This is a genomic window from Geothermobacter ehrlichii, assembly GCF_008124615.1.
Classification (GTDB): domain Bacteria; phylum Desulfobacterota; class Desulfuromonadia; order Desulfuromonadales; family Geothermobacteraceae; genus Geothermobacter; species Geothermobacter ehrlichii.
In genome coordinates this window covers 241,828-260,927 of record NZ_VNIB01000001.1, presented here as the reverse complement: position 1 = coordinate 260,927, position 19,100 = coordinate 241,828, and the positions used below count along the sequence as shown (strand labels likewise).

The window sequence follows — 19,100 nt, the reverse complement described above, 5'->3', positions numbered from 1 at the left end:
TTGAAAAATCGAATTCCGCGGTACGATCAGTAGGCACCGCTGCGCTGCACGACCACCCTGATGGTTTTGAACAGAATGGCAATATCATACCAGAGCGACCAGTTTTTCACATACCACACATCCAGCGCGACCCGGCTCGGATAGTCGATGTCGCTGCGGCCGCTCACCTGCCACAGGCCCGTTATGCCGGGACGCGCCACCTTGTAGAAGTAAAAATCGTCGCCGTACTTGTCGATCTCTTCCCGGATGATGGGACGCGGACCGACCAGGCTCATCTCGCCACGCAGAACGTTCCACAGCTGAGGCAGTTCATCGAGACTGGTCTTTCTGAGAAAATGCCCGATGCGGGTAATCCTCGGGTCGTTTTTCAGCTTGTAGCTCGCTTCCCACTCCCTGCGGGCTTCTTCATCCTCGGAAAGGATCTTCTCCAGCACGGCTTCGGCATCCGGAACCATGGTCCGGAACTTGAGACAGGGGAACTCCTCCCCCCCCCTGCCTATGCGCATATGCGCGTAGATGGCAGGGGCACCATCCCTGCGGATGAGCCAAACCAGCACCCAGAAGAGAGGAGCAAGGGCGATCATCAGTGACAACGCTGCAAAGAGGTCGAATGAGCGCTTGACGATTTTCGAGGTGACCCGGGCAAGATTGTTGCGCAACCGCAACAAGAGAACCTCGTGCCGAAAAAAATAGTTGATTTCCATGCCATACAGGGGCAGCCCCCTGAGTGCCGGCACGATGTAGACATTCCTGACAGCTCGCGTCAGTTTCTCGATAGTGCGAATCTCGCGCACAACCCCGCCTACTTCGAGTGCAACAACGACATTGCTGATCCCGGGGTCGCCAAGGTGATCCAGGATATCGCCATCGGCTCTTTCGACAGGATAGGCATCTCCATTCACCTTTATTCTGTCCTGTTCGTAACCGTCATGCTCGGGCAGAGCAACGAATTTGCGGATCTGGAACCCCATCAGACGTTCGCTTTTCAGGGCAATGGCTGCGTCGACGGCATTGGGGCCGTTGCCAATGATCACAACCGGCAACCTCCAATGCCCCAGCCAGAGAAGAGACGCCTTGTAAAGCGAGCGGAACAGCGGAAGAAAAATGCCCGCAAACGACATGCTGCCAAGAAACCACAGACGGGAAAAAGGCGTTTTCGACAGATAGAGGAAGGCCGCACAGAGAATCGAAAAGACAAATACTCCCTGCAGCAGATCCCGCAGTTCGTCCCAGAACGGCTTTCGGCGAACATAGTGGCTGCGCACCCAGAACCAGGCCAGAAGAAAGGGGACTCCAGAGGAGTAACAAAGGACCCAGGTCCCGAGATAGGATGGATAACTGTCGAGGTCGCGCCAAGCCAGAAGGATCTCCCCCCCGGCAAAAAAGGCACCAACAAGCGCCACCAAGTCGACGATGATCAGAAAGAGGGTCCAAACCAGCACACGTTGCTCCTGTGAAACATGAAATGATGAAGACCTTCAGTCAAGCAACCCGCCGGCGTGGCCAGTAGTTCCGATTCATGCTCAGCTTGGGCAGCAAAGATTCAGGCAGCACATGATAGTTTTTCCCTGCCCGATAGCCAAGATATTTAAGACAGGTGCGCAAGAGGGCCTCGGGAATGCGCCATGGAGCATGCTGGCGAAGGTAACTCAATTCTGACCGAACGAAACGCCTGCCTTCTCCTTCGGCCCTTCCGAACCTTTTCAGAATCCAGCCTTGCTCCCGGTGAAAAACTCCAATGTCAAAATACCTTCGGAATTCATCCCGCAAACCATACTCGTGGCTGTGATACACTCTGGCCTCGGCGACATAGGCAATCTTGCAACCTGCGAGCAACAGGCGCGCCGCCGCTTCCATATCCTCCCCCATAATAACCGGAGCTCGAAATCCACCAATCTCTTTCAGGGCCGACAGACGATAGGCAGCAAATGCATTTGACATAAAAATTGCCTTGATACCCTGCTCGGAAGCATCTGCCAGTACTTTGTACGATGGACGATCGGGATAATTGTAAAGTCTGGCATGACGTGCGATGGCACTTGACCGGGCCCAGGGCACGTGCCTACCATAGGCAGCAGATACCTCGCCAACCCGAAAGGCACACATGAGATTCCTCAAAGAAGTTCTAGACGCAAAAACGGCGTCCTGCGTCAAATAGACGATGACATCACATCCGCTCAGTACGTCAAGGGCAAGGTTGCGCGTTCCCCCATGATCAAAATCCTGTCGGGGAATCTTCACAACTTCGGCATCTAGCACCTGATACGGCGAAAGATCCATCTGAGAACCCGAAGAATCGACTATCAGGATTCGATCGGGCTGGAGGCACTGTTCGGCGACCGACATAGCCTGTCTTACGACATAACTATCGTCACAGACAGGAATGAATAATCCACACTTTAATTTCATAGCCATGAAAAAACTTTTCATTCACATTGGCAGGCATAAAACCGGGACGAGTTCCCTTCAGAAGTTTTTGTACACAAACACTGAATATCTCAAAAAAATGGGTTTTTATTACCCACGGTTGGCCATCAAGGGGTTTGGTCACCATCAGTTCGCTGAACAGTTCACTCCAAAACGATTAAAAAACAAAAAACAATTAACACAAGAGGAACACAAGACAAGACAATCATTGCTTAAAGAAATTAAATGTTGCATTGAAAAATATAACGTCATCCTGAGCAGCGAAGCCTTCCAGAACTGTGATCCACAACTAATCAAAAAGGTTGTAGGAATCTACAATCCAATCATTATTGTTTATCTTCGTGAACAAACAGGTTATCTTATATCGTCATACGCTCAAGCTATTCAGAATACAGATCTCACACTCACTATAGAACAATATGAAAGGCAGATTTTCCGTGCACATTACGACCAGTTTCTTGAAAAGTGGGAAGAGGCGTTTGGCCGCAGAAATCTGATTGTTCGAGTCTATGACAGAAACATGCTGGAAGGCAATGACATCATTACCGACTTCATGACACAGGCTCTGCGCGTTGACGCTTCCCTGCTGGAAAGAATATCCCCCCCTACAGAAGATCAGAATCCGTCACTGGGATGCGATCTGATCGAATACAAACGCTTGCTCAATCTGAGTGGCGTACCCCCATCGAGAGAACTCTATCAGGCGTTTCGCACGTTGGCAACAACATACAATGGAGATCGAAGCCCGATGTTATCTCTCGACCTATATAATGTAATGATAAACAAATACAAAAAATGCAATAAAAGAACATCAGAAATTTACTTAAAAAATGGCATGGAATTAAAGTTCAGGGAGCAATCGACATTTCCAACAGAAACAATCGATAATCTTGACAGGAAAAAAATTGAAGAACTTACCGAAAAATTAATTCAAATATTGCCAAATATAAAAATTCCATCAACGGAAACATTAATACAAAGCTACACGAAAAAAAGCTAATTTATTCGAAATCTATCTCTCCTGCTCGGTAGAAAGAATTGCAATTATGTTAATCTGTCCTGATTATAAATTTATCTATATCCACATCCACAAAAACGCCGGCAAGGCTGTCAAACATTGTCTTAGAGGTATCCTCAAGAAATCTGGAGTCCGATTTTTCACTCGAGAATGGAACGGAAACGAAATCCACAATCACGTCAGTTTACCGGCCCTGCTCGACAGCTATCCAGACCTGAAGGGCTATTTCACATTTACCACCATCAGGAACCCTTGGGACAGACTGGCATCAGCTTTCTTCTGGGTCAAAAGCAAACCCGAAGGTGCTCCCGGCATGAACAGGGCACATCTTTCCTGGGCTCCGGATTTCTCCTCTTTCGTCAAGGCTCTCTACAAAAGTTATCTGCAATACAGAGACAAAAGGCCGGAGGACAATATCTTCCTGCAGACGGAGCGCTCTTTCGTCCTCCCCAGGCTGGTTTACCCTGCACAGTCGGTTTACCTTTACAACGTGGCAAAAAACATTGCCCCCCATGCTATCTGCCACTACGAAAACCTTGAAGAGGACCTGAAAAGGACTGTCGGCAAGTTGCTGGGCGAAAAGGCGGCCCAAGGCGTCAAGCTGAAAATCCTGGGACCGTCAGCCAAGCCTCCGTACCGAACCCTGTACACTCCGGAAACGGCCGACATGGTGAGAGAAATCTATGCCGAGGACATCAAGCGCTTCAGCTACGAATTCTGATTCTTGCCGCATCGCCCAGGGCTCAGTTCGTCAGGATCTTTTCCAGGACAGTGCGTGCCGCATCGAACGAAAAATGCTTCTGCAAGTTTCTCATTCCATTATCCGACAGCCTGTTCCACAATTCTTTATCCCGGCACAGCCTGGTCACCAACCGGGCAAATTCATCCGGGCTGTCACCAACAAGAACATCCACACCGTGCTCGAGCGACATTCCCTCGACCCCCACACTCGTCGCCACCACAGGCACGCCGTAACTCATGCTCATGTTGATCTTCCCCTTGACCCCGGCACCGTAACGCAAAGGCGCCACGGACATGAGACAGCGATTGAAATAGGGAGCTAAATCCTCTACATATCCGGTCACGATAATGGTGTCATCCGCCAGCGATCGAATCTCATCCGGCACGTCACTGCCCACCACATAAAACTTCAGTCCAGGATTATCCTCCCTGATACCGGGCCAGATTTCGGACACAAAAAACCTCACGGCATCGACATTCGGCGGGTGATTGAACCCACCAACAAAGAGAATATCCCGCCTGTCTTCGAATGGTCGCGCCCGGCCAAAAACCTCGTGAACATTGGACAGCACTTCAACACGCAGTTTCGGGTAGCGGCCCCGCAACAGGTCCTGCTCGTACGGACTGACGACCCAGGTCGTATCAGCCTTGCGCATGAGGCCAGTTTCGAGAACCTCGGTCTCCTCGGCCTGCCTGAACAGCCGGTGGTTCTGTTCCACTTCCGCCTGCCGCCTCTCCCGCAGGAAATGAAGGTCGACAGTGTCGTAGATCAATGTCGCGTCCGGGTAATTTTTCCGGGCCGTGTCCATCCAGAGTCCGGCAACGTAAGGCCGACTGAGAACGACCACATCATAAAGCCCTCTCGTTCGCTCCATGTAGCTTCCCAGATGACACACATAGGGGGCGTAAAGAACTTCTATCCCCATCTCCTGAAGTGTTTCAACATAGCCCCCGAGATACTGAAGGTTTTCGGGAACAAAGGTAACTTTGCAGCCCATTTCGACCAGAATTTTCAATATATTGAACATTCGCAGCGAACCGGAATCCCGGTCAGGGGTGGGGACAAGGGCATCGACGACCAGAACCCGGGCCCTGCAGTAGCGGTCCTTTTCCCTTTCAGGAAAATGACCATTGGGCGAATGGTGTTTCAGAACGTCCCGCCACTTGTCGCGAAACTTCTCGGCGTTGATCAGCTGGTAGCGCTTGACCCCCTGCCCGAGATCCGCTCCGCAACTGACTCCTTCATAGTGCACGACCCGGCAGCGGGGTTGATACAGGACCTTGAACCCCTTCTTACGAACGGAGAAGGCCAGGTCGGTGTCCTCGTAATAAGCAGGAGTGAAACGTTCATCAAACCCCCCGAGCTGGTCAAAAAGGATTTTCGGAACACAGATACAGGCAGCAGAAAGATAGTCAACCTGCCTGAGGTAATTGTATTCAGGTGCTTCAGGATCCTCAAGACGGCCAAAATTCCAGGCACTACCATCCCGCCAGACAATTCCTCCCGCTTCCTGCAGACGGCCATCCGGAAAAATCAGCTTCGCACCGACAAGGCCAACCTTGTCGTCCCGCTGAAACGGTTCGAGCAAGGCACTGAGCCAGCCGGGAAAAACCAGCGTATCGTTATTGAGAAAGACAAGGTAACGACCTTTCGCTTTTCGGGCACCCAGGTTGCACGATCTGAGAAAACCGAGGTTTTCCCTGTTTCGCACATAGACCAGCCCCGTGATTTTCTGTACAACCTTCGGTGTGTTGTCCCCAGAGAGATCGTCAACGAGGATGACTTCGTAATCGATATCGCTCCCGGATCTGTAGATGGACTTCAGACACCGAACCGTATAGTCGAGGTTGTTGTGGACGGGCACAATCAGAGAGACCAGCGGATTTGCCTCCCGAGGCCGGAAATCAAGGTCATCGAGAGCCAAGGCGTCGACCGCACTTTCCAGCTCCCTGATCTGCGCCCCCAATCCGGTCGCAACATTCCCCGACTGATTGCCGCTGCCGCCCCTGGCTCTGTTGAGCACGGGAAAAGCCCTCTGCAGAACGGAGCGAAGCCTGTTTTTTGTCCGCATATTCAACGGGAGGCGGTGATAGGCCCGCTTGGCCAGACGAAAGATGAGTTCCTGTAGCTGTTCAGGCTTCGGCAAGGCTCGCCAAGCACGGCTCAAAACCCTGGCAACTTTCCAGGACCGTGAAGAATAAATCTCATCCAGTTGACGCTGCTTGGCGTTCAATTCCTGCTGTTTGGCGTTCAATTCCTGCTGTTTGGCGTTCAATTCCTGCTGTTTGGCGTTCAATTCCTGCTGTTTGGCGTTCAATTCCTGCTGTTTGGCATTCAGCTCCTGCTGTCTGGCATTCAGCTCCTGCAGCTGGTTGTTTAACTCCCGACGAAGTTCTTGGCACCTGTTGTTCGAGTCCTGAAGTTCGGCCTCCAGATACGAGATCCGGGAACCGAAATCCGCGATCAGCGCGCTCCTTCCCCAGGCCTTCCCGGCAGTTTCCAGGGAACGAAACCTGCTCACGAAATCAGCGATTTCTTGGCTTTTCCACTGAGTCCGACCGGCGGCGAGAAACTTCAGAAAGTCAAATATCTCCACCGAGAGCTGCCGGATCATGTCAGCATCACCATTTCGGGCATGTTCTGTCCAATGGTGACAAAGAGAACGATCGACGAAATTTTTCAGACCTACCGTATCAGGCAACAACGACTCGGCGGGAAAGAGCCGGTCCAATCTTTCGGACAGAATGGCGGCCGGATCGTCCAGAAAATCATCATAATAGACAAAGGCGACACCCTCGTTAGGAAGCGATTTCAGCAAGGAAAGAGTGTAGCTGAGCCACAATGCCAATCCCTCATTCGGGGGGATACCGTTACGATGAGCAAGAGATGCCGCAACACTTCCGGGGTGCCGGAAAACAACCAAATATTGGGCCTGCCAGCCAAGCCTTTCCAGCGCCTGCTGCCACAGGGGAAGCAAACGACAGATCCGGGGATCCTTGACACATGGCCGGGCAAGCGGGCCGAACTCCTTCTCCAGCAGCATGGCAAGTTGGTCCGCCCTCCCCTCATCAAAACCATCCTCGGGCAACATAAACGGATCATTCCAACGGCTATCCAGAGAAGAAAGCAAATCATCATTGAATGCAACGACGGCCTTATGCTCCCAAAACCCCTTGGGATTGTCCTTCTTGGCCGGCAGGAGATCCTCTCCGAGATCAAATCCGTAAAAACGTAGCGCGCCAGCAACGGCCGATGTGCCGCTACGGTGCATTCCCGCAACAAGAAGCAGACTCTTTTCTCGATCTTCCATAAAAAAACTTTCTATCGGCGATCAAACCAGCGCAAGGCAGCGACGACGGAAATCGGCCCGCTTTTTGTCAAGCTCGAAAAGCCCGTTCAAAAAGCAGGAAAACCGGTCACGTGCCAAACGGTACAGTTCGAGGTCGAAACGGTTTGCCTCAACCAGGCGGGCATACAGCTCTTCGCCGGCCATGGCGCGCAAACGGCTCACATCCTCATCAATCTCCTTAGGCAATCCACGACCAACATTTTGGGCCTTGTAGGCAAAATCCAGGTCGGGAAAATATTCTCGCAATCTGGTTTCAAAGAGAATCATGCTGTCATCGAATTCTTCGACAAGGCCGAAGTATTTCATGCCCTCCAATGTTTCGATCGCCATGTTGAATTCCTGATCGCTGATCTCCTTGTTGCGCATAAGGCCGGGGAGCAGTCGGCGCACATGAAAATTGCGAATGACCCCTGGCGAGTCCTTTGACAACCGCCATGCCAGATACTCCCGGAAACTGGAGCTTTGAGCAACCTTCGCCCCCAAGGTCTGCTCTTTCTGTCTTTTCTCGAAAGAATAGACAGAAAGGACGCGCGCCAAAGGGTGTCTGAACATTTTCAGCAGCTCGATATTGACACCAGGCAGAGAGGGAAGAGGAAGAACAATATGATGCGAGCTGATGGCAACGATTTTTCTGTTTTTGACGATATAGGGCCCAAGGTACTCGGCCCCCTTTTTCATCGACACATCATCGCGGTGATCGACGAAAGTTGATCCGAAATTTTTTTTCAGAACCCAATCGATGGTCGTACCGGCATTTTTGAAGAGATGATCGTGTACGATAACACACCTTCGATCCCGGTTGACTCTTCGGATAAATTTATCGAATATTGCCAGTGTCATTGTTTAACAGCCCCATGGGTTTGGCGGCAGACAAGCCAAATTCATCAGACATACTCACTTCACTGTCTGTTCGTATTCGGCAACAACATCTTCCGGTCGTCCCACTTGCTTTACACGCCCCCGCTCCAGCCATAAAACACGGTCACAGTGTTCCAGAATCGTCTCGCTGTTATGGGATACGAGCACCACGGTTCGGTGCGAGGAGATGAGCTCCTTCATGGCCTGTGAGGACTTCTTCTTGAAGGCAGCATCACCAACACCGAGAACTTCATCGAGGAGAATGATATCCGGCTGGGCATGAAAGGCCACCGAAAAACCCAGTCTGGCTTTCATGCCGGCTGAATAGGTTTCAAACGGCTGATCGATAGTCTCTTCGAGGCCTGCAAAGCGAACCACATCGTTCAGACGCTTTCTGGCTGTTTTCAACTCGACCCCCATCAGAAGAGCCCCAAGCAGGGCATTGTCGCGTCCAGAAAGTTCCTTGACAAACCCAACCTGCAGGGACAGCAGCGACGCCCGCCCCCCGAACAGTTCAACCGACCCGCGGTCAGGCGCACAGATGCCCGACAAAACGCTCAGCAGCGTGCTCTTGCCGGCCCCGTTCCGGCCGATTACGCCAAAGGTTTCCCCCCGAGCCACCTCGAAGGACACATCCTCAAGGGCCCAAAACCTGTCCTTCCGCAGGAACCCCGACCATCGCCGGTAGTAGACGCCAAGACCCTCGACCCTTATGGAAACAGCTGACATATCAGACAATCTTCGAATAGAAACGATCAAAGCGCTTGAGTATGCAGAGCGCGGCAATAAACAGAATCAGAGAGAGCAGGAAGACATAGAGCAGCTGCCCAACATCCGGAAAATCGTTGTCGAGCAGAACCCTTCTGAAAGCCTTGATCAATATTGCCATAGGATTGAGCATGAAAATCTGCCTGACTTCGGGGCTGAACTTGTCTATGTCAAAAAAAATTCCAGAAACAAAAAACAGAAACATGATCATGTTTTCCACTACAAGCTTAATATCCGGCAAAAAAGGATAAAATGAAGAAAGCAACATTCCAAGAGAAAAAATAAAAAACATCTGGGCAATAAATACTGGCACAATATAAAATAAGTCAATCAAACAACCTTTATAAAAAAACAGGAACAAAACAAGAACAAAAAAAGAAATCAAAAACTTAAAACCACCCCTAACAATTTCAACACTTGGAAATACATATTTTGGCAAGTAAACCTGTTTTATCAGCTGAGAATTTTTCTTTATTGATACAGTAGCCCTGTTTATCGAGCTTGCAAACCATTTCCATGGAACAAGACCACACAAAAGAAAAGGAGCAAACTCCGTCCCCTTTCCTCGCAGACCAAGCGCAAAGATAGCGTAAAAAGCCACCATATAAATCAAAGGGTCTATAACCCACCAAAGAATGCCAAGAAACCCATCTTTGCACTCCTTTTTTTCAAGGGCATAGACATAAAAAAACACTACTGTCAAAAACCTTCCAAACTTCATATATCACTCACAAAACAAGATGCCCATATTTTTTTCTTAAAATAAAACAATCATAAAAATACAAAAACCTGCCAATAAAGATAATTATATTTTCAATAAATCCCGTTGAATACTTACCTTGGAAAATATTTTTCCTTTCAATACCTGCTCCGTTCTTTGGCACCTCAAGAAAATCAAATATCTTGTCAAGAGTTGCTGCATGATTTTCTTTCAAGTCCTTATTCCACACCAACCTGACATTTTTTTCAGGGAAATATTCGAGTAGTCGACGAATCTGTCGTGCATAAAATCCTCGACTGAGATAGCTGCAAACTCTGAGAGGAGAATTGCTTGACTGATCCTTGCGATATCTGTGCAAAACAAATGGCTCCATTAAAAAAGCCATACAAATATTTTTCTTCTCGTTTCCCCTGAACCTCTCCATATGATAGTGAGATATGGCTCGCTCCATGGGCGAGCGCAGAATAATCAGTATCTTCATATTCGGATTGTATCTGAAAATCCTTTCCGGAGCCCATGGCCAATAGATATAGATCGGCGTAGCTTCACCAACAACAACCTGGCCCTCATAATTGGGGAAAGCCTTTCGATATGTCCGGTCAAGCTCTCCCTGACCCGCAAGGTGTTCATAGTCGGGACGATCAAAAAAGTGGACCTCCTTGCAGGGAGCCATACAGATGTCCGGATGTTGTCCGAGAAAGGTCGACAAAGCCGTGGTCCCCCCCTTCTGTACTCCGGCGAGCAGAAAATTGACCTTGAATCCTTCTCTTTCCCTGGCAGCGTTCATTCTTCGTCGCAACCGGATTGACACTCACAACCCTTCCTGCCAAAGAGTTCCATCTCTGAAATCATCTGTTTTCTTGCCGAGAACTTTTTCGACGATCAGCTCCGCCAGCTCCTCCGGGTTGTCGTGGCTCCCGTCAACGACGATTTCGGGATCTTCCGGAGGTTCGTATTCGGAGTCAATGCCGGTAAAGTTGGGCAGTTCACCGGCCCGTGCCTTGCGATAAAGGCCTTTGGGATCTCTCCGCTCGCAGACCTCGAGCGGAGTGCTGACGTAGATCTCGATGAACTCGCCTTCTTCCAGCAGGTCTCTGGCCATCTTGCGCTCGCTGCGAAACGGCGAGATGAAGGCCGTCAGCACGATGAGACCGGCATCGACAAAGAGCTTGGCGGCTTCCGCGACCCGGCGAATATTCTCGACCCGATCGGCGTCGGTAAAACCCAGATCCCTGTTCAGGCCGTGCCGGACGTTGTCACCATCGAGCAGGTAGGTATGATATCCGAGGGAATGCAGCTTCTTCTCCACGAGATTGGCCAGAGTCGACTTGCCGGCGCCTGACAACCCCGTGAACCAGAGGACACAGGGCTTCTGCCCCTTGATCACCGCCCGCGCCATCTTGTCGATATCGACCGACTGCCAGTGGATGTTGGTCGCCCGGCGCAACGGAAAATCGATCATGCCGGCGCCGACGGTGGCGTTGGTCAGCCGGTCGATGAGGATGAAGCTGCCGGTGGCACGGTTTTCCCGGTAGGGATCAAAGGCGATGGGCTGCCCGGTGGCCAGATTGGCAACACCGATCTCATTCAACTGCAGGGACCTGGCAGGCAGGTGTTCCATGCTGTTCACGTCCACCCGGTACTTGAGCTGGCCGATCTGGACCGGCACCGTCTTGCATCCCGCCTTCAGCAGATAGGTCCGGCCGGGCAGCATGGCATCCTCGTGCAGCCAGACCAGATGCGCCTCGAACTGGTCGGCGAAGGCCGGTCGTTCATCGGGTCGGGACAGGACATCCCCCCGGCTGATGTCGATTTCGTCGGCCAGGCAGAGGGTGACCGCCTGACCGGCGCGGGCCTGCTCCAGGTCGCCGTCCATGGTGACGATGCGGCTGACGCGGCTGGTTTGCCCCGAGGCGGCCACTACCACCTCGTCACCCACGGCGATCTGCCCCGAGGCGACGGTGCCGGAAAAGCCGCGAAAATCGAGGTTCGGACGGTTGACCCACTGCACGGCAAAGCGGAACGGCTTCTTCCGCGTCTCGTCCTCCACCTGAACCGTTTCCAGGTAGTTCATCAGGCTCGGTCCGTCATACCACTCGGTGTTCCCGCGCGCCTTGAGCACGTTGTCACCCTTCAGTGCCGAGATGGGGATGGCGACGATCTCGTCGAAACCGAGGTTGCCGGCGAACAGTTCGTAGTCGCGCCGGATCTGTTCGAACCGCTCCTGCCGGTAGTCGACCAGGTCCATCTTGTTCACCGCCAGCACCACGTGCCGGATGCCCACCAGCGACACCAGGTAGCTGTGCCGCCGGGTCTGGGTCAGCACGCCTTTGCGGGCGTCGACCAGGATCACCGCCACCTGCGCCGTGCTGGCCCCGGTCACCATGTTGCGGGTGTACTGCTCGTGGCCCGGGGTGTCGGCGACGATGAACTTGCGCCGGTCGGTGCTGAAGAAGCGGTAGGCGACGTCGATGGTGATCCCCTGTTCGCGCTCGGCCTGCAGACCGTCGAGCAGCAGGGCGTAGTCGATGTCGTCCCCCTGGGTGCCGATGCGGCGGCTGTCGGCCTGCAGCGCTGCCAGCTGGTCCTCGAAGATCAGCTTCGAGTCCCACAGCAGCCGGCCGATGAGGGTCGACTTGCCGTCATCGACGCTGCCGCAGGTGATGAAGCGCAGCAGGGACTTCTCTTCCTGTTCCTTCAGGTAGGCGTGAATGTCTTCGGCAATCAGTTCCGATTGGCTGTTCATACAAGCTCCAGATTCGGCGAAGGGCGAAGGGGGGGCTTCGCCGACACCGTTTTTCAAAAGTATCCTTCCGCCTTCTTCTTCTCCATGGAGCCGGCCTGGTCGTGGTCGATCAGCCTCCCCTGCCGCTCGGAAGTGCGGGTCAGCAGCATCTCGCGGATGATCTCCGGCAACGTGGTGGCCGTCGATTCGATGGCCCCGGTCAGCGGATAGCAGCCCAGGGTGCGGAAGCGCACCATCTTTTTCTGCACCTGCTCGCCGGGAAGCAGCTCGAGCCGGTCGTCGTCGACCATGATCAGCATGCCGTCGCGCTCGACCACCGGCCGCTCGGCGGCGAAGTAGAGCGGCACGATGGGAATGTTCTCCAGGTAGATGTATTGCCAGATGTCGAGCTCGGTCCAGTTGGACAGGGGGAAGACGCGGATGCTCTCTTTCGGCCGCACCCGGGTGTTGTACAGGTTCCACAGCTCGGGCCGCTGGTTCTTCGGATCCCAGCGGTGGTTGGCGCTGCGGAAGGAGAAGATGCGTTCCTTGGCCCGCGACTTCTCCTCGTCCCGGCGGGCGCCGCCGAAGGCGGCGTCGAAACCGTACTTGTCCAGCGCCTGCTTCAGCCCCTCGGTCTTCATCACGTCGGTGTACAGGGCGCTGCCGTGGGTGAAGGGATTGATCCCCTGGGCGACACCCTCCTCGTTGACGTGCACGATCAGCTCGAAACCGTGCTCGGCCGCCATCCGGTCGCGAAAGGCGATCATGTCGCGGAACTTCCAGGTGGTGTCGACGTGCAGCAGCGGAAAGGGGATCTTTCCCGGGTAGAAGGCCTTGCGGGCCAGGTGCAGCATCACCGAGGAGTCCTTGCCGATCGAGTAGAGCATCACCGGGTTCTCGAACTCGGCGGCGACTTCCCGCATGATGTGAATGCTTTCGGCTTCGAGTTGTTCCAGATGGGTCATGAGCTTTTCCTTTTCTAATCAGTGACGAGTGACGAGTGACGCGTGACGCGTAAACACCCGTGACGCGTGACACGTCCAGCCTCCAGCCTCCAGCCGCTTTTTCCTAAACACCATTTAGATAATTCCGCCGCAGATACCCATAGATCCGGTCTGCGGCCTCGTCCGCCGTCATCCGGTCGATCTCGATGACGATTTCGGCGGATTCCGGCTCTTCGTAGGTCACGTCCACACCGGGGAAAAAACGGTACTCCCCGCGCCGGGCTTTGGCGTAGTGTCCCTTGCGGTCGCGGCGTTCACAGGCCTCGACCGTGCTCTTCATGTAGACCTCGACGAAATTGCGCGCCAGAGACCGGGCGAACTGGCGGCCTTCCCGGTAGGGTGATACAAAGGACGCGACCACACTGACTCCGTTCTTCTCCAGCATCGAACAGAGATGGCCGGCCCTTTTGACATGCCGATCGACCTCCTCGGGGGAGAAACCGAGCTTCGGAAAGAGATGCCGGACATCGTGGCTGTCCAGTCGTTCCACCTTGATGCCGGTGCGTTCGAGCTTCCGGTAGACCCTGTCCGCCACATCCTTCTTGCCGGAGGCGGGCAACCCCGTAAACCAGACGACGAAGGACGGAACGTCCCGCCGGCCGAAGCGGATCTTCTGCCAGAGCCGCTCGTGAAAGAAATAGAGCGCCATCTTGGCGAACACTTCCAGGACGCCTACGGTCAGCGCCAGCGCCACCCTGCCGGTAAAGAGGAAGACAATCACCGCCGTGGTCAGGGTTGCCAGGGTACGCCAGGAAACGGCCTTGAGGATCGAGCGGGTGCGGGTTTCCAGCTGCATCAGGGCAACTCCGCCTCGGCAATCGGGGGGGCGAGCCGATCCTTTTCCGAAAGTTTCGGCGCAGCATCGAGCGGCCAGTCAATTGCCAGTTCGGGATCGTCCCAGCGGATGGCGCGATCATGTTCCGGCGCGTAGTAGGCTGTCGTCTTGTACAGCACCTCGGCCCGCTCGGAAAGAACCAGAAAACCGTGGGCGAATCCCGGCGGCATCCACAGCTGGCGGAAATTGTCCGCGGAAAGGTACCGCCCGACCCAGCGACCGAAGGTGGGGGAATTCTTGCGGATGTCGACCGCGACATCGAAAATCCGGCCGACAACACAGCGCACCAGCTTGCCCTGTTCCGCCGGCGGCAACTGGTAATGCAGGCCCCGCAGCACTCCCCTGACCGACCGCGAGTGATTGTCCTGGACAAAAACCACCGACTGCCCCGTCATATCTTCCCAGCGACGCTGGTTGAAGGATTCGAGAAAGAATCCCCGGGCATCGCCGAACACCTGCGGCTCAATCAGCAGAACGTCCGGTATTTCGGTCGGAATGATCTTCATCGTTCACGGAAATCCCTGAGTACCTGCAGCAGATAGTCGCGATAGCTCGATCTGGGAACATCGTCGAGCAGACGGGAGAACTCTTCGCGGCTGATATATCCCTTGTTCAGGGCGACTTCCTCCAGGCAGGCGATCTTCAGCCCCTGCCTGACTTCCAGGGTACCGATAAAATGGCTCGCCTCGAGCAGGCTCTGATGGGTGCCGGTGTCGAGCCAGGCGATCCCCCGTTCCAGCTTCTCGACCCGCAGCAGTCCCCGCTCGAGATAGGCCAGGTTGAGGTCGGTGATCTCCAGCTCGCCGCGCGCCGAGGGTTTCAGGGCATCCGCCAGCTCGACCACCCGGCCGTCGTAGATGTAGAGCCCGGGAACGGCATAGTGCGACTTGGGCTTCGCCGGTTTCTCCTCAATGCCGACAGCGCGGCCGTCCTCATCGAACTCGACCACGCCGTAACGCTCGGGATCGACCACCGGGTAGCCGAAAATCAGCGCTCCGTCGCAAAATTCGGCAAAAATCCTCTCCAGTCCCATCCGTCCATAAAAAATGTTGTCCCCGAGAATGAGGCTGACATTGTCGCCGGCGATGAAGTCGGCACCAATCTGGAACGCCTGGGCGATTCCCTTCGGCTCCGGCTGCACGGCATAGGTGATGGAAATCCCCCACTGGCGACCATCCCCGAGCAGGTTCTCGAAACGGTGGATATCCTGCGGCGTGGAGATCAGCAGAATATCCCGGACGCCAGCCCGCATCAGGGTCGACAGGGGATAATAGATCATCGGTTTGTCGTAGACCGGCATCAACTGCTTGCTGGCCACCTTGGTCAGGGGGTAGAGCCTGGTGCCGGCGCCGCCGGCCAGGACAATCCCCTTTTTCACCCCGGACATGGGTTCATCCCTCCTGTCTCGTTTTCATGTAGCGCTTCAGGCTCTGCCGCCAGTCGGGCGGAAAAACGCCGGTCAGTTGCGTGTACCGGCTCTTGTCCAGAACCGACCAGGCCGGCCGGCGCGCCGGCAGCGGATAATCGACTGTCGCGATCGGATCGATCCGCCGCACCTTCAGCGACATGCCGGCTGCCAGTGCCTCGTCGCGTATCGCCTCGGCGAACTGGTGCCAGCTGCACTGACCACTGTTGGAAAAATGTACGATTCCCCGTCCCCCGGCAGCCAGCAGCCTCAGAATGGCCTCCGCCAGATCGAAGGTCAGGGTCGGAGAACCGACCTGGTCGGCAACCACCCGCAACTCTTCGCGTTCGGCCATCAGGCGCAGCATGGTCTCGACGAAGTTTCTGCCACCCGGCCCGTACAGCCAGCTGGTGCGAACGATCAGGTAATCCCCGAGGCCGGAATCTCTAATGGCCGTCTCGCCGGCCAGCTTGCTTCGACCGTAGGCCGAAAGAGGCGCGGTCGGATCCTCCTCGCGGCAGGGGCACTCCGCCCGGCCGTCGAAAACGTAATCAGTGGAGATATGCACCAGAACGGCACCGGTATCCATCGCCGCCTCGGCTAAAAAACCCGGCCCCTTGCCATTGACGCAAGTCGCGAGCTCTTCCGCTGTCTCACAACCATCGACATCGGTATAGGCGGCGCAGTTGATGATCAGTGTCGGAGCAAAGGCGGCAAGCCGATCAAGCACCTGACGCCGGTCGGTCAGGTCGAATTCCGGCAGGTCATAGCCCTGCACCACGGCCGTTTGCGGGAGCACGGACCGAACCGCCCGGGCCAGCATCCCCTTGGCGCCGATCAACGCAACGCGGGCCGGCTCCATGGCAATCTCAGCGATTTTCGTACATCCGGGCATAATAGTCCTGATAGCTGCCGTCGAGCACCGCATCCAGCCAGTCCTGGTGCTCGAGGTACCAGTCGATGGTTTTTTGGATTCCTTCTTCGAATCGCACCTGCGGCTTCCAGCCGAGTTCGTTTCTGATCTTGGTGGCATCGATGGCATAGCGCCGGTCGTGCCCGGCCCGATCCTTGACAAAACGGATCAGACTGCGCCGGGGCCGACCGTCGAGCAGCCCCAGCTTCACGTCGAGCAGGTCGCAGATGGTCTGAACGACCTCGATGTTCTGCTTCTCGCTGTTGCCACCGATGTTGTAGGTTTCCCCCGGCCGCCCCCCCTGGAGCACGGCCAGGATCGCCCGGCAGTGATCGTCGACATAAAGCCAGTCGCGCACGTTCCTGCCGTCGCCGTAGACCGGCAGCTCCTTGCCCTGGCGGGCGTTGTTGATGATCAGGGGGATCAGTTTTTCGGGAAACTGGTAGGGGCCGTAATTGTTGGAGCAGTTGGTGATGAGAACCGGCAGGCCGTAGGTGTGAAAATAGGCGCTGGCCAGATGATCCGAGCCGGCCTTGCTCGCCGAATAGGGCGAGCGGGGATCGTAGGGAGTCGTTTCGCTGAAGTAGCCCGTTTCTCCCAGAGAGCCATACACCTCGTCGGTGCTGACATGCAAAAAGCGCCTGTTTGCGACATCGTCCCCCCAGACCGTCCGCGCCGCTTCCAGCAGGGTGAAGGTACCCACGACATTGGTACGCACGAACGCGTCCGGCCCGACGATACTCCGGTCGACATGCGACTCGGCCGCAAAATGAACAATGGTGCCGATATCATGCTCGCGCAGCAGCCTTTCGACCAGCGGCCGGTCACAGATGTCTCCCCGGACGAAAACGTATCGCGCATCATCCTCGACGTCGGCCAGGCTCCGCAGGTTGCCGGCATAGGTCAGCTTGTCGAGATTGACCAGGCAAGCGATATCCGCCTCGGCCAGGGCCATGCGCACGAAATTCGAACCGATGAAACCGGCTCCGCCGGTAACCAGCAGTCGCTTGCCCGTCACGATCAGAGACTCCAGTACAGCAGACCGAGCCGCCGGGCTGCCTCGACAGAGAGTTGATGCTTGACGTCCACCAGCACCCGCCCCCCGGAGTGACGGTAAAGCGCGGGAAGGGTGTCGGCCAGTTTCCGAAAGGCTTCGTGAGCGACGGCCCAGACGACAGCATCGACCCCGACGCTCTCCAGGCTTGACAGAAGCTCGACACCATATTCGCGACGGGCATCTTCAGGATCGGCGACCGGATCGTACACCAGGGTTTCGACGCCGAAACTGCGCAGTTCGTTCAGGATATCGACCACCTTGCTGTTGCGGATATCGGGACAGTTCTCCTTGAAGGTCAGGCCGAGCACCAGCACCCGGCTCCCCTTGACCGGAAGATCGGCCTCAATCAGCTTCTTGACCGTCATCTCGGCGACATACTTACCCATGCCGTCGTTGATGCGCCGGCCGGCCAGGATCACCTCGGGATGGTAACCGATCGCCTCCGCCTTGTAGGTCAGATAATAGGGATCGACCCCAATGCAGTGGCCGCCGACCAGGCCTGGCGTGAACGGCAGAAAGTTCCACTTGGTACCGGCAGCCGCCAGCACGTCACGGGTGGAGATGCCGAGCCGGTTGAAGATCAGCGCCAGCTCGTTCATCAGGGCGATGTTGAGATCACGCTGGGTATTCTCGATTACCTTGGCCGCCTCGGCAACCCGGATCGAGGGAGCGCGATGAATTCCCGCCCTGACGATCAGGCCGTACAGACCGGCCACCAGTTCCAGGCTTTCGGCATCCTGGGCCGCCACCACCTTGACGATATTCTCGACGGTATGCACCTTGTCGCCGGGGTTGATCCGCTCGGGCGAATAGGCCACCTTGAAATCGACGCCGCATTTCCCGCCGGAGGCCTCTTCGAGCCAGGGAACGCATTCCTCCTCGGTCACCCCCGGGTAGACCGTCGATTCGAAGACAACCACGGCGCCCGGGGCGAGGTGCGGACCGATGGTCCTGCAGGCCGACCGAAGCGGCCCCAAATCCGGCTTGCGGTTCGAATCGATAGGGGTCGGCACGGTGACGATCACCACGGCCGCCGACTTCAGCTTCGCCGGATCGGAGGTAAAGACGATGTCGGCCCGCTTCAGATCTTCCGGCGCCACCTCGCCGGTGACATCCTGACCCCGCCGCAGCTGCCCGAGTTTCCGCTCGTCGATGTCGAACCCGGTCACCTTCAGATGCCGGGCGAAGGCCACGGCCAGCGGCAAACCGACATAGCCGAGCCCGACAACGGCAATACCTGTATCCTGAACAACCTTTTCCAGATTCACCAAGTCC

General features: G+C 55.3%; 17 protein-coding genes. 2 read left to right on the top strand and 15 right to left on the bottom strand.

Annotated features, from left to right (window positions below):
- Positions 1–26 precede the first annotated feature (26 nt).
- Positions 27–1,442: an undecaprenyl-phosphate galactose phosphotransferase WbaP gene (wbaP, locus tag EDC39_RS01205; RefSeq protein ID WP_148894267.1), complete on the bottom strand. Its 1,416-nt coding sequence runs from the start codon at positions 1,440–1,442 to the stop codon at positions 27–29.
- 40 nt (positions 1,443–1,482) lie between these two features.
- Positions 1,483–2,346 (bottom strand): glycosyltransferase family 2 protein, encoded by an 864-nt coding sequence (locus EDC39_RS01200; RefSeq protein WP_187426585.1) that lies wholly within the window; start codon positions 2,344–2,346, stop codon positions 1,483–1,485.
- 160 nt (positions 2,347–2,506) lie between these two features.
- Between EDC39_RS01200 and EDC39_RS01195 the strand changes: the two genes are divergently transcribed.
- Positions 2,507–3,427, top strand: a complete 921-nt coding sequence (locus tag EDC39_RS01195) for a hypothetical protein (protein WP_148894265.1) — start codon at positions 2,507–2,509, stop codon at positions 3,425–3,427.
- 46 nt (positions 3,428–3,473) lie between these two features.
- Positions 3,474–4,166 (top strand): sulfotransferase family 2 domain-containing protein, encoded by a 693-nt coding sequence (locus tag EDC39_RS01190; protein WP_148894264.1) that lies wholly within the window; start codon positions 3,474–3,476, stop codon positions 4,164–4,166.
- A gap of 22 nt (positions 4,167–4,188) precedes the next feature.
- Here EDC39_RS01190 and EDC39_RS01185 read toward each other — a convergent pair whose 3' ends face one another.
- From EDC39_RS01185 to EDC39_RS01115, 13 genes are all read right to left on the bottom strand, one after another.
- Positions 4,189–7,497 carry a glycosyltransferase gene (locus tag EDC39_RS01185; RefSeq protein WP_187426584.1) on the bottom strand — a complete coding sequence of 1,103 codons (3,309 nt, stop codon included), beginning with the start codon at positions 7,495–7,497 and terminating at the stop codon, positions 4,189–4,191.
- Between the two features lie 21 nt (positions 7,498–7,518).
- Positions 7,519–8,376 carry a hypothetical protein gene (locus tag EDC39_RS01170; protein ID WP_148894260.1) on the bottom strand — a complete coding sequence of 286 codons (858 nt, stop codon included), beginning with the start codon at positions 8,374–8,376 and terminating at the stop codon, positions 7,519–7,521.
- A 54-nt stretch (positions 8,377–8,430) separates the two neighbouring features.
- The gene (locus tag EDC39_RS01165) at positions 8,431–9,123 is read right to left on the bottom strand and encodes an ABC transporter ATP-binding protein (RefSeq protein WP_148894259.1); all 693 of its coding nucleotides are present in this window, start codon (positions 9,121–9,123) and stop codon (positions 8,431–8,433) included.
- Position 9,124: 1 nt separating this feature from the next.
- A complete protein-coding gene (locus EDC39_RS01160) occupies positions 9,125–9,856 on the bottom strand; it encodes an ABC transporter permease (protein WP_246140159.1) in 732 nt (243 codons plus the stop codon).
- A 34-nt stretch (positions 9,857–9,890) separates the two neighbouring features.
- On the bottom strand, positions 9,891–10,670 hold the full coding sequence (locus EDC39_RS01155; protein WP_148894257.1) for a sulfotransferase domain-containing protein: 780 nt from the start codon (positions 10,668–10,670) through the stop codon (positions 9,891–9,893).
- A gap of 24 nt (positions 10,671–10,694) precedes the next feature.
- Complete coding sequence (gene cysN, locus EDC39_RS01150; RefSeq protein ID WP_148894256.1) at positions 10,695–12,629, bottom strand: sulfate adenylyltransferase subunit CysN; 1,935 nt, start codon at positions 12,627–12,629, stop codon at positions 10,695–10,697.
- A 53-nt stretch (positions 12,630–12,682) separates the two neighbouring features.
- Positions 12,683–13,576, bottom strand: coding sequence for a sulfate adenylyltransferase subunit CysD (gene cysD / locus EDC39_RS01145; protein ID WP_148894255.1), 894 nt, complete (start codon positions 13,574–13,576; stop codon positions 12,683–12,685).
- A gap of 103 nt (positions 13,577–13,679) precedes the next feature.
- The gene (gene cysC / locus EDC39_RS01140; RefSeq protein WP_148894254.1) at positions 13,680–14,411 is read right to left on the bottom strand and encodes an adenylyl-sulfate kinase; all 732 of its coding nucleotides are present in this window, start codon (positions 14,409–14,411) and stop codon (positions 13,680–13,682) included.
- Positions 14,411–14,956 carry a dTDP-4-dehydrorhamnose 3,5-epimerase gene (gene rfbC, locus EDC39_RS01135; RefSeq protein WP_148894253.1) on the bottom strand — a complete coding sequence of 182 codons (546 nt, stop codon included), beginning with the start codon at positions 14,954–14,956 and terminating at the stop codon, positions 14,411–14,413. The genes cysC and rfbC overlap by 1 nt, the downstream gene beginning before the upstream one ends.
- Positions 14,953–15,837 (bottom strand): glucose-1-phosphate thymidylyltransferase RfbA, encoded by an 885-nt coding sequence (gene rfbA, locus EDC39_RS01130; protein WP_148894252.1) that lies wholly within the window; start codon positions 15,835–15,837, stop codon positions 14,953–14,955. Before rfbA ends, rfbC begins: the two co-directional genes overlap by 4 nt.
- Before the next feature lie 4 nt (positions 15,838–15,841).
- Positions 15,842–16,717: a dTDP-4-dehydrorhamnose reductase gene (gene rfbD, locus EDC39_RS01125; protein ID WP_148894251.1), complete on the bottom strand. Its 876-nt coding sequence runs from the start codon at positions 16,715–16,717 to the stop codon at positions 15,842–15,844.
- Positions 16,718–16,724: 7 nt separating this feature from the next.
- The gene (gene rfbB, locus EDC39_RS01120) at positions 16,725–17,789 is read right to left on the bottom strand and encodes a dTDP-glucose 4,6-dehydratase (RefSeq protein WP_187426608.1); all 1,065 of its coding nucleotides are present in this window, start codon (positions 17,787–17,789) and stop codon (positions 16,725–16,727) included.
- Positions 17,789–19,096, bottom strand: coding sequence for a nucleotide sugar dehydrogenase (locus EDC39_RS01115; protein WP_148894249.1), 1,308 nt, complete (start codon positions 19,094–19,096; stop codon positions 17,789–17,791). The genes rfbB and EDC39_RS01115 overlap by 1 nt, the downstream gene beginning before the upstream one ends.
- Between the last annotated feature and the right edge of the window lie 4 nt (positions 19,097–19,100).